10 protein-coding genes are annotated in these 11,356 nt (G+C 31.4%); 5 read left to right on the forward strand and 5 right to left on the reverse strand.

Annotation, left to right across the window (positions count from 1 at the left end):
• Positions 1 to 5: 5 nt before the first annotated feature.
• The 5 genes from fdhF to ACTTAU_RS06940 are packed head-to-tail and all read right to left on the reverse strand — an operon-like array spanning position 6 to position 6,158.
• A complete protein-coding gene (gene fdhF / locus ACTTAU_RS06920) occupies positions 6 to 2,774 on the reverse strand; it encodes a formate dehydrogenase subunit alpha (protein ID WP_438304220.1) in 2,769 nt (922 codons plus the stop codon).
• Positions 2,774 to 4,429 (reverse strand): NADH-ubiquinone oxidoreductase-F iron-sulfur binding region domain-containing protein, encoded by a 1,656-nt coding sequence (locus tag ACTTAU_RS06925; protein ID WP_438304218.1) that lies wholly within the window; start codon positions 4,427 to 4,429, stop codon positions 2,774 to 2,776. Before ACTTAU_RS06925 ends, fdhF begins: the two co-directional genes overlap by 1 nt.
• Before the next feature lie 20 nt (positions 4,430 to 4,449).
• Positions 4,450 to 5,283, reverse strand: coding sequence for a formate dehydrogenase accessory sulfurtransferase FdhD (gene fdhD / locus ACTTAU_RS06930; RefSeq protein ID WP_438304215.1), 834 nt, complete (start codon positions 5,281 to 5,283; stop codon positions 4,450 to 4,452).
• Positions 5,283 to 5,759 carry an HPP family protein gene (locus tag ACTTAU_RS06935; protein ID WP_438304213.1) on the reverse strand — a complete coding sequence of 159 codons (477 nt, stop codon included), beginning with the start codon at positions 5,757 to 5,759 and terminating at the stop codon, positions 5,283 to 5,285. The genes fdhD and ACTTAU_RS06935 overlap by 1 nt, the downstream gene beginning before the upstream one ends.
• Complete coding sequence (locus ACTTAU_RS06940) at positions 5,760 to 6,158, reverse strand: iron-sulfur cluster assembly scaffold protein (RefSeq protein WP_438304212.1); 399 nt, start codon at positions 6,156 to 6,158, stop codon at positions 5,760 to 5,762.
• Between the two features lie 43 nt (positions 6,159 to 6,201).
• Here ACTTAU_RS06940 and ACTTAU_RS06945 point away from each other — a divergent pair, with 43 nt between their 5' ends.
• The 5 genes from ACTTAU_RS06945 to ACTTAU_RS06965 are packed head-to-tail and all read left to right on the forward strand — an operon-like array spanning position 6,202 to position 11,355.
• Complete coding sequence (locus tag ACTTAU_RS06945) at positions 6,202 to 6,807, forward strand: molybdenum cofactor guanylyltransferase (protein ID WP_438304210.1); 606 nt, start codon at positions 6,202 to 6,204, stop codon at positions 6,805 to 6,807.
• Positions 6,800 to 8,047, forward strand: coding sequence for a molybdopterin molybdotransferase MoeA (locus ACTTAU_RS06950; protein WP_438304209.1), 1,248 nt, complete (start codon positions 6,800 to 6,802; stop codon positions 8,045 to 8,047). The genes ACTTAU_RS06945 and ACTTAU_RS06950 overlap by 8 nt, the downstream gene beginning before the upstream one ends.
• Positions 8,048 to 8,097: 50 nt before the next feature.
• On the forward strand, positions 8,098 to 9,003 hold the full coding sequence (locus tag ACTTAU_RS06955; RefSeq protein WP_438304208.1) for a DMT family transporter: 906 nt from the start codon (positions 8,098 to 8,100) through the stop codon (positions 9,001 to 9,003).
• Between the two features lie 13 nt (positions 9,004 to 9,016).
• Positions 9,017 to 10,234, forward strand: coding sequence for an aminopeptidase P family protein (locus tag ACTTAU_RS06960; RefSeq protein WP_085113941.1), 1,218 nt, complete (start codon positions 9,017 to 9,019; stop codon positions 10,232 to 10,234).
• Positions 10,235 to 10,239: 5 nt separating this feature from the next.
• Positions 10,240 to 11,355, forward strand: a complete 1,116-nt coding sequence (locus ACTTAU_RS06965) for a serine/threonine protein kinase (RefSeq protein ID WP_438304206.1) — start codon at positions 10,240 to 10,242, stop codon at positions 11,353 to 11,355.
• The last annotated feature ends 1 nt before the right edge of the window (position 11,356 follow it).

Below are 11,356 nucleotides of genomic sequence, written 5' to 3' on the forward strand. Positions count from 1 at the left end.
TTTAATTATTTAACTTCAGCTTGATAATCTTTAGGCTCAACTGTTGTTTTGAATTGATTGGAAATTTTTTGTACTTCAACTGATGAAACTTTGTATTCAGCACACATTGTTTCTTCATCTTTTCCATGACCAGTAACCATATTGACCATATGCTCAGGGAAATGGAATGTAGTAAATACAATTCCTTCTTTGACTTTATCTGTAACCTCAACTTTTAAGGCAACTTCGCCTCTGCCAGAATATAATCTTCCAATATCGCCTGTATTTAAATCTCTAGCAGCTGCATCTTTAGGATGAACTAATAATAAATCTTCATTTACAATATTAATATTACTTGTTCTTCTTGTCATTGTCGCAGCATTGTAATGTTGTAATACTCTACTGGTTGTTAAAATTAATGGGTATTCTTTTTTATTGGTTTCAACTTCTGTAGACTCTTTCCAATCAAAATTTTTCAGTCTACCTTTTCCAAGTTTAAAAGTTTCAGTATGTAAAATTTGAGTATCAGTTCCATCTTCTTTAACTGGCCACTGTAAACCAAATTTTCCCAATCTTTCTCTTGTAACTCCTTTAAAGAATGGAACTACATCAGCGATCTCAGCTAACATTTTATCAGAATCATAAGTTGTTTGATCAAAACCTAACTTTTGCATCATATCAGTAACAATAACTCCATCAGGTTTTGTTCCAGGGAGTGGAGGCACTGCTCTATTTACTCTTTGAATTCTTCTCTCTGTATTAGTGAATGTTCCATCTTTTTCTAAGAAAGTTGTTCCAGGCAAAACAACAGTTGCAAGTTTTGCTGTTTCACTCATAAATATTTCTTGAACAACTAGTAACTCTAATGAGTTCATTGCTTCAATGACGTGAGAACTATTTGGATCTGTTTGAACAATATCTTCACCAATAATCCAAAGTCCCTTTAATTCTTTCTTAATTGCAGCATCAAACATTTGAGGGATCTTTAATCCAGCTTTTGTTGGGTGTGTTACCCCATATTTTTCGCTGTAAAATCGTTGATTTTTCTCATCAGCTACCTCAAAATAACCAGCACCTTGGTGTGGTTGACAACCCATATCGGCAGCACCTTGAACATTATTTTGTCCTCTAAGCGGATTTACTCCAACACCTTTTCTACCAATATTTCCAGTAATCATTGCAAGGTCAGCAATTAACATTACCGTTTTTGATCCTTGTTCATGCTCAGTTACTCCTAGGCCATGGAACTCCATTGAATTTCTAGCAGTTGCATATGCAATAGCAGCTTCTTTAACTAATTGTTTATCAACTCCTGCAACTTTAGCTAATTGATCAACATCTTGTCTTTCGATTTCTTTGATAAAATTATCAAAACCTTCAGTTCTATCTCTTACAAAATCTTCATTATATAATTTTGATTTAATAATAAAATGTAACATCATATTAAGAACTGCAACATTCGTTCCAGGTCTTAACTTGATATGGTAATCAGCAAGCTTAGCTAATTCAGTTGTAATTGGATCAAGGACAATTAATTTTTTACCCTTCATGACTTGTTGTTTAATTTTTGCACCTGTCACAGGATGTGCATTAGTTGGATTTGCTCCAATAACTAAAAATAAATCTGCATGATAAATATCTTCAGTAGAGTTTGTTGCAGCACCTGTTCCAAAAGTTTGTTGCATACCCCAAGCAGTAGGTGAGTGACAAATTCTTGCACAACAATCTACACTGTTGGTTCCAACAACAGCTCTAATCATTTTTTGAAAAATATAATTCTCTTCATTAGTACATCTAGCTGATGAAATACCAGCAAATGCATCAGGTCCATAGTTCTTAGTAATTCTTTGCATTTCATCTTTAATAAAATCATAAGCCTCATCCCAGCTAGCTTCTTCAAATTTTCCATTTCTTTTTATTAGAGGAGTTTTTAATCGATCTGGATGATCATAAAAACCAAATGCATATCTTCCTTTAATACAAGTGTGCCCTGCATTTACTTCTGTTTCTTTTGGAGTATCAATTGCAACAACTTTGTCATCTTTAATTGATGTCTCTAAATTACAACCAACTCCACAATACGAACAAGTGGTTCTAACTTTTTTATCAACCGCTGCAGATTTAGATTGGTATACATCTGATATTGCATCCGTTGGACAAGTATGAGCACATGCACCGCAAGATACACATGAGCTGTCACCAAACATCATGTCATTATCTGTAGTAATTCTACTTTCAAATCCTCTACCAGACATAGTAAGCACAAATGAACCTTGAATTTCATCACACGCTCTTACACATCTTCCACAATTAATACAGTTATCAAGATTCATTCTCATATAATCATGAGAAGTATCTCTTGGAATTCCTTTATGTTGTTTAGGACTGTTGTATCTATGATCTTTTATTCCTAAATCATTAGCAACAGTTTGTAATTCACAGTTATTATTTACTTCGCAAGTATCACACTCCATTGGGTGATCTGTTAAAACTAATTCTACAATATTTTTTCTAAGTGAATGTAAATTTTCATTAGTCGTAAAGATATGTTGGTTTTCAGCAACAGGTGTATGACATGAAGCAACAACTTTTGTAGGACCATCTTTTTCAAGTGCCACTTCAACTGAGCAAACTCTACAAGCACCATAAGGAGCTAAGTTTGGATCATCACATAATGTTGGTACTTTTTTTTCTCCAACATAACTTTTAACGAACTTTAATATTGATGTGTGATTAGCCCCAATTTCGTAGGGTTTTCCATCAATATATGCAATTTTTCTTTTCTCTGAGCTCATTAATTGTCTTTAACCATATCATTTTTCATTTCGTCACCAAAGTATTTAAGAATGTTCATAATTGGCGTAGGGATTGCTCCACAAAGTGCACATAAACAGCCTTTTTGCATTGTAACCAATAACTCATTTAAAAGTTTAAGAGGGATTTTAGCTGTTTTACTTTTGAATTGATCGAACATCTCTTTACCTCGATAAGATCCAAGTCTACCTGGAAAACATTTTCCACAAGACTCTTCAGCACTAAATTCAAATAAATGATGAATATATTCAGTCATTGGAAAATCTTTTGGAATACTAACAACACTTGCATGACCTAACATAAATCCTTTAGCAGTGAACTCTTGGAAATCTAAATTCAAATTTTCTATTTCACTTAAAGGAACAACACCTCCAAGTGGACCTCCGATTTGAAAAGCTTTAACAGGCTCTTTGTAACCCCCACCAATTTCTTCAAATATTTTTTTCATCGGTGTGCCCATTTCAATTTCATAAATACCAGGATTATTAAAAAAACTGTCTAGACAAACTAATTTAGTTCCAGCAGATTTTTTATTACCTATTGCAGCAAATTTTTCTGCACCATTTAAAAGTATTCCAGAAGCTGCTGCTAATGTTTCTACATTATTTACAACGGTTGGTTTTTTATATAATCCTTCAGTAACTGGAAATGGAGGTCTTACATCTACTTCAGCTCTTCTTCCTTCAATCGATGCAATAAGTGCAGTTTCCTCACCACAGATATAAGCACCTTGTCCAATACAAATATTTAAATCAAATTTAAAATTAGTTCCTAAAATATTTTCTCCAAGCAATCCTTCTTGTTTTAGTAAATTGATAGATCCATTTATTGCTTCAATTGATTTTGGATATTCACCTCTAATATATAAAACTCCCTCATTACTTCCAATGACATAACCACAGACGACCATTCCAAAAATAACTTTTAATGGTTGGTCTTCTAATAAATAACGATCAGAAAAAGCACCACTGTCTCCTTCATCTGCATTACAAATTACATATTTTTTATCTCCAGGTGCTTTACTACAAAAATCCCATTTCATTCCTGTTGGAAATCCTGCACCACCTCTACCTGTTAAATTAGAATCTAATAAACTTTGAATTATTTCTTTTTTATCTTTGTTTAGGATTAAATTTAATTGATCTTTAAACTTTTCAATCGTTGATAATTTATCATCCATTAAAAAACTTGTTGATGCAAAACTTTTCGAAAAATATTTATCTTGATCTATCTTTTCACCCTTTATGATCTGATCAATTTTCTCAATATCATTACCAGCATAATTTTCACCATCGTAATGAAACGCTTTATTTTCATAGCAATGTCCAAGACAAAACATTTCTCCAACTTTATCATCACCTAATTTTGATTTTAAAGTTTCTTTTAACTTGTCTTGAGTACCAGCACACATGCACGCACTCCCATTACAAACAAAAGCTTTTTTCTCGCGATGAGAAGGTCTTAGAAATTCGTAAAAACTCTCTGCACCATGAAGTGTTGAAACCCCTAAATTATATTCTTTAGCTATTTCTTTAATGTCTTTAGGTGATTTACTTAGAGAATTTTCAGAAATTTTTTGAAAAAGATTGTCTTTAAGACCAATTCTTCCAGATAAGTTACTTATGTTTTTTGACACTAAAATCCTTATGTTTCGTCTTAAATAACTTTTTGGCTATTTGTATAAACATTATAGCTGTCCTTTTTTACGAAACCGATCAAGGTCATGTCAAACTTATTCGCTAAATCGATAGCTAGACTAGTTGGCGCACCAACACCGATTACAATTCCAATATTGGTCATTAGAATTTTTTGTATCAACTCAAAATTTAGCCTTCCAGAGCAGCTAATAAACTGGTTGTTTGGATCAATTTGTCCTTTAAGTAGTGCATTTCCAATTAATTTATCTAAAGCATTGTGCCGACCAACATCCTCCATCACATTAATTAACAACCCATCTTTATTGAATAATCCGCTCGCATGAATTCCACCCGTTTGTGCAAATTCAGTTTGATTGTTTCTCAAAGTATCTGGTGCTGAAATTATAATTTTTGAACTAAGCTTAGGTTCAAGTTTTGGAGTTTTATCTTGTTTGATAACCTCTAAAGCATCTAATGAAGATTTGCCACAAACCCCACAAGAAGAGTTCGTTAAAAAGTCTCTTTTTATTTTTGTAATATTTACATTTGAAGCATCATTTAAAGTAACCAGAATTTTATTTTGAAGATTATATTGTCCAACTTTTTCTCCAAATTTTTCAATTAAAGATATGTGTTTAATATCTTTGATAATTTGTTCATTAAACAAGAAACCTCGAACTAAATCTTCATCTTGTCCTGGTGTTCTCATCGTAATGGATAATAATTGAGTTACAAATTTATTTTCATTTTCATATTTTAATGAAATCTCTAAAGGCTCTTCTATCGAAATTAAATCATTTATTTCTTCAAGTTTATCAGACTTAAACTTATTAACTTTATATTTAGAGTGCATTATTTCTTAAGTGGATAATTTTTCTTTAACAAAAATTTATTAACTATAATTGCAATCAATAAAATTAGGATACATCCGAAGATAATAGGATTAATTAAATATTCAAATGAAGCACTTCCTATGATAACCATTATTGGATTTCCCCCAGCAGGTGGATGCACTACATCTAAAATGATCATAAGAAAAATTCCAATTCCAACTGCACCAGCGATTGAAATATAAATAGGTAAAGGGATAAAGTTTACAAAAAATACGCCAACTAATGCAGTTACCAAATGACCAAAGAAAACATTTTTAGGTTGGGCAAATGGACTTTCTGGAAATCCAAATAATAAAACCATACTTGAACCAAATGAAGCTGCTATAAATAATCCTAAAGTAGTTTTGTAAGTTAAAACAGTTAATACTCCAATTGTTACTGCTGAAAAAAAACCAGCGATAACTGCTTTTGTGAATATTTCTTTGTTAAGTCTCATTTAATTTTTTAAAGCTTTTGAAACAGTTTTAAGAGGTAATAATAAACACTCTTTTCTCGATAAATTTTTTTTATCTAAAAGTTCTTTGAAATCTTTCCAGATTTTATTAAGACTAGTTTTATTGTCTTCAAACAATTGTTCAGCACTTTTAATAAAATCTTTGATATCGTCTAATTTAACACCTTTGATTTTTCTAGATAATAAGCTGACAGATGCTTGGCAGTAGATGCAAGATTTACATTGATAACCCATGTCTTTTACAGTGTCTTCTTTTACAATTAAGCTGATTTCCATTTCATCACCGCATATTGGATTTTTATTTTTTGAATGATGGGTGTGGTTGGCTAATACTTTATTATTTTCAGTATGCGCTGCTATTTCTAAAATTCTTAAATCCATTTAATTTCTTTAATTAAGTCGCTAATGTTTTATATTTTGATCAATGGATCATAACAATATTTTAGCGGTAGTACTAGCGGGCGGAAAATCCAAACGTTTTGGTGATGATAAATCACAGGCAAAATTAGGAGGCAAAATCCTTATTGATTATATTCTATCTGAAATAGAGAATAAATTTGATGAAGTTCTAATCGTCGCAAATGATCCAATTCAACATCTATCTTCTCCCAAAATTCAAAAAACTGAAGATTTAAAGAAGAACTTAGGTCCATTAGGTGGAATTTTAAGTGCTATGAAATGGGTTAAAAACCACAATAAGCCTTATCAATGGATAGCTTCTTTTCCATCAGATACACCTTTATTTAAAATGAGTATGTTTGAAGATTTTTTAAATAAAGTGAATGAAAAAGAGAGTGAATTATTCTTCATGAAAACCAAAGAAAAGCGTCACAATATATTTGGTCTATGGAATATTGATTTGATTGATCAATTAGAAAAGGATTTAGAAAATGGCTCAAGAAAAGTTGAAAAATGGGCCAATAATATTGGGGTAAAAACTATTAATATTGAATTTGATAAAGAAGATCCTTTTTTTAATATAAACACAAAAGAAGATTTAGAAAAAGCTGAGAAAATATTAAATGATTAACTACCAACAAGCAAAATCAATTTTAAAAAAAGCAAAGATTAAAATTCATAATGAAAAAGTATTAATTAAAAACTCAATTAATAGAGTTGTAGCAAAAGATATTTTTTCACCTTCTAATCATCCCTTAGGAGATAATGCAGCCTTTGATGGTTTTGCTATTAATGCATTAGATACAAAAAATATAACTAAGAAAAAACCAAAACACTTCAAAATTATTGGATCAATTGCAGCAGGCAACAAACCTTTATCAAAAAAAGTTAAAAAATTTGAAGCAGTTGAGATTATGACTGGTGGAATTATTCCAAATGCATTCAATACGATTATTCCAATTGAGCAGATAAAATTTCATCCAAATAAACAAAATCCAAAATCAATTATCATTGATAAAAAATTTACAAAATTTAACCATGTTCGGTTTAAAGGTTCTGATTACAAAAAAAATCAATTAGTAGTTAAAAAAGGAACCATTATTCAAGCTAATCATATTTTAGCTTTAAAAACTTTAGGTATTAAAAAAGTTGAGGTTAAAAAGAAATTAAATATTTTATTTTTCTCAACTGGTAATGAAATTTCAAATTCAGACACTATTCCTAGTTGGAAAGTTAGAAATTCAAATAGTCACTATATTGAAAGTTTAAATAATAATTTTTTATTTAACTTTAAAAATGGTGGAATTTTAAGAGATCATCATCAAAATATTTTTAAGTCTCAAATTAAAAAAATGCTGAAGTCTAAAACAGATATTATTATTACTTCAGGCGCTGTTTCTGCTGGTAAATTTGATTATATCCCAAGTGTAGTTAAACAATTTAAAACTTCTCACTACTTTAAAAGTGTAATGATAAGACCGGGAAAGCCCATATTATTTGCCAAAATCAATCAAAAAGTAGTATTTGGTTTACCAGGAAACCCAATTTCTTCTGCAGCTTGTTTTAGGTTTTTTGTTTATCCATTTATTGAAAATATCTTGGAACTTTTGCCAGAAAAGCCAGTTAAAGCAGTTTTAAAAAATAGTTTTATCAAAATTAAAAAGTTTACAAGATTTATCAAAAGTAAACTTAGTACAACTAACAATGGTAGGCTCGAAGTTGAGTTATTAAAGGGTCAAGAATCTTTTAGAATAAATTCTTTTGTAAAATCTAATGTTTGGGCAATGCTCCCAAACGGTCAAGCCAACTTTAAAAAAGGTCAAATTATTGATTGTTTTTTACCGAACCACTCAAATAAGATTTTAGACTAACCTAATCAAAATTTGTTGTAGTAATCTATTTTTACAATTAATCTCCGGCAATGCTTGAATTAAAAAATCCTAGAATTGCTGTTCCGGTTGTTTTATTTGCAGGGATTTTATGGTCATTTGGTCCACTGGTTGTAAGGTATATGGACGACCCAAATCTAGTACCGTGGCAGTATATTTTTGGAAGAGGTCTCACGATTTTTATTTTACTTAATCTTTATCTTTACTTTGAAGAAGGATTAGATTTTTGGAAAAATTATTTGAAAATTGGTAAATCTGGTGTGGTTGGTGGTTCTGGTCTTGGGATTGCAATGATCTCATTTATCTATTCAATTACCAATACAACAGCTGCAATTACCTTGTTGTGTTTAGCTGCAATGCCTTTTTTTACAGCTCTTTTAGCTTTTCTTTTCTTAAAAGAAAAAATCACAATTAGTGTTTGGATATCAATCATAATTGCAACAATTGGAATAGCTATAATGGCATTTGGTAATACTGGTGAAAATTCATTAGTTGGATTTGTATTTGGTATTACATCCTCAGTTGGGTTTTCTGTCTTTTCAGTTTCTTTAAGATGGAGAAAAGAAACGCCTAAATTTACAACAGTTGCTTTTGCAGGTTTCTTTTGTTTTGTGTTTGCAACAATAATGATTTTATCTAAAGGACAAGTTTTTTTCTCATCAAGTTATAATAGCTCTTTATTTTCATTGCATGGAACTTTAGTTTGCATGGGTTTAATTTTGTATTCAATAGGCTCTAAAGCAATTCCTGCAGCAGAATTAACTTTATTATCTTTAACGGAAGTTATTGGTGGAATATTTTGGGTATGGTTACCTTTGTTTGGAATTAATGAAGTACCTGACACCAATACAATAATTGGTGGCTTCTTTTTATTTATATCTTTATTTTATTATAGTTTGATCATGAGATGGAATAAAAGATATATCGGATTAAATTAACTTAAAGAACATTATGGAAAGACCAGATTTTTTTGAACTTAAAAATGGAGAAAAGGTAAAACTTCCTTTCTCTGATAAAGAATACAATCAAAGAGTTTCAAGTTTAAGAAATGTGATGGATAAAAATAATCTTGATATGATTATTTTAACATCCATGCATAACATCGCTTATTACACAGGATTTATTTATTGTTCTTTTGGAAGACCCTATGGATGTGTTATCACTAAAGATAAAATCTCAACCATTTCAGCTAATATTGATGCAAGTCAACCTTGGAGACGATCACACTGTGATAATGTTATTTATACAGATTGGAAAAGAGACAATTTTTTAAGAGCAATAGTTTCAATTGTTGGAAGGGATGAGCCTCCAAAAAATATAGGACTTGAATATGATCATATCACTTTAGATATGAGAGAAAAAGTTGGCTCAATATTTACATTTTCAGTTTTTAGTGATGTTGCGAAAGATTTAATGAACTTAAGAATGATTAAATCAAATGAAGAAATTGAAATTATTAAAAACGGTGCAAGAATTGCTGATCTTGGTGGTGAAGAGATTGCTAAAAATATAAGAGAAGGTAATACTGAAATAGAAATTGCAATTGCTGGAAGAGACCGGATGGAAAGAGAAATTGTAAAATCTTATCCAGGAGCTGAATACATGGATACATGGGTTTGGTTTCAATCTGGAATAAATACAGATGGAGCACATAATCCAAAAACAAACCGCAAGCTTCAAAAGGGAGATATTTTATCTTTAAATACGTTTCCAATGATCTCCGGTTATTACACTGCATTGGAGAGAACTTTATTTTTAGATCATGCAGATGACGCATCCTTAAAAGCATGGGAGGCAAATGTAAAAGTTCATAAACGTGGTTTAGAATTAATCAAACCTGGAGTGAAGTGTTCAGATATTTGTCATGAGTTAAATGAATTATTTGCTGAACTTGGATATCTTCAATATCGAACTTTTGGTTATGGTCATTCTTTTGGGGTGCTTTCACATTTTTATGGAAGAGAAGCTGGATTAGAACTTAGAGAAGATATTGATACAGTTTTAGAGGAAAATATGGTGGTCTCTATGGAGCCGATGATCATGATCCCAGAGGGAAAACCTGGAGCAGGGGGTTATAGAGAACATGATATCTTAGTGATTGGTAAAGAGGGTGCTGAAAATATTACAAAATTTCCTTTTGGCCCTGAGCACAATATTATAAAAGCTTAAGCAAAATGAGTGAGAATAAAACAATCGTTAATAGTTGGAATGAGTGGGATCCTCTTAAACATGTAATTGTTGGAAGAGCAGATGGAACGTGTATTCCAGCACCAGAGCCTGCGCTCGATGCAAAGGTTCCAGAAGATAGTGATATGCGAGGTCAGTTTGGTCCTCGAACAAAAGACACAGTTGATAAAGCAAACCAACTTCTAGATGATTTTTCTAACATGTTAGAGAAAAGAGGAATTAAAGTTGACCGACCCACTCCAATTTATTTTAATCAAAAAACATCAACACCTGATTGGGAAGCTGAAACAATGTTTGGCTGTATGCCTCCAAGAGATGTTTTGCTTACAGTTGGTAATGAAATTTTAGAGGCAACGATGAGTTATCGTTGTAGATGGTTTGAGTACTTATGTTACCGACCTTTGTTAAAAGATTATTATAACCAAGATCCTAATATGAGACATGAATCTGCACCAAAACCAAGATTAACTGATGCAGATTATAGAAAAGATTATCTATCCGATAAAATTGGAGTTCAAAAAAGACTAGAGTGGACTGAACAAAAGTATTTTGTAACTACAGAAGAAGAACCTTTGTTTGATGCAGCAGATGTTTTAAGATTTGGTAAAGATCTTGTGGTGCAACATGGATTTACCACTAATTTAAAAGGAATTGATTGGTTAAAAAGACATTACAAAGATCACAGAGTTCACGCAGTTAATTTTCCAGGGGATCCATATCCTATTCACATTGATGCAACGTTTACACCAATTAAAGAAGGTTTAATCATTAATAATCCTCAAAGAAGATTACCAAAAGAACAAAGAAAATTATTTGAAGATAATGGATGGCAAATTGTAGATAGCGCTCAACCTGCACATAATGAACCTCCTGCACTTTGTTATTCATCTGTTTGGTTGTCAATGAATGTACTAGTGCTTGATCCTAAAACAGTGTGTGTTGAAAAAAGTGAAGTTTATCAAGCAGAGCAATTAGATAAACTTGGTATGGAAGTTGTTCCTGTAGATTTAAGAGATGCCTATGCATTTGGTGGCGGTCTTCATTGTTGTACTGCAGATGTCTATAGAGAAGGCACATTAAAGGATTATTTCCCTAAACAATAAA

The organism is Candidatus Pelagibacter sp. HIMB1505 (assembly GCF_052047915.1).
GTDB classification, from domain to species: domain Bacteria; phylum Pseudomonadota; class Alphaproteobacteria; order Pelagibacterales; family Pelagibacteraceae; genus Pelagibacter; species Pelagibacter communis_A.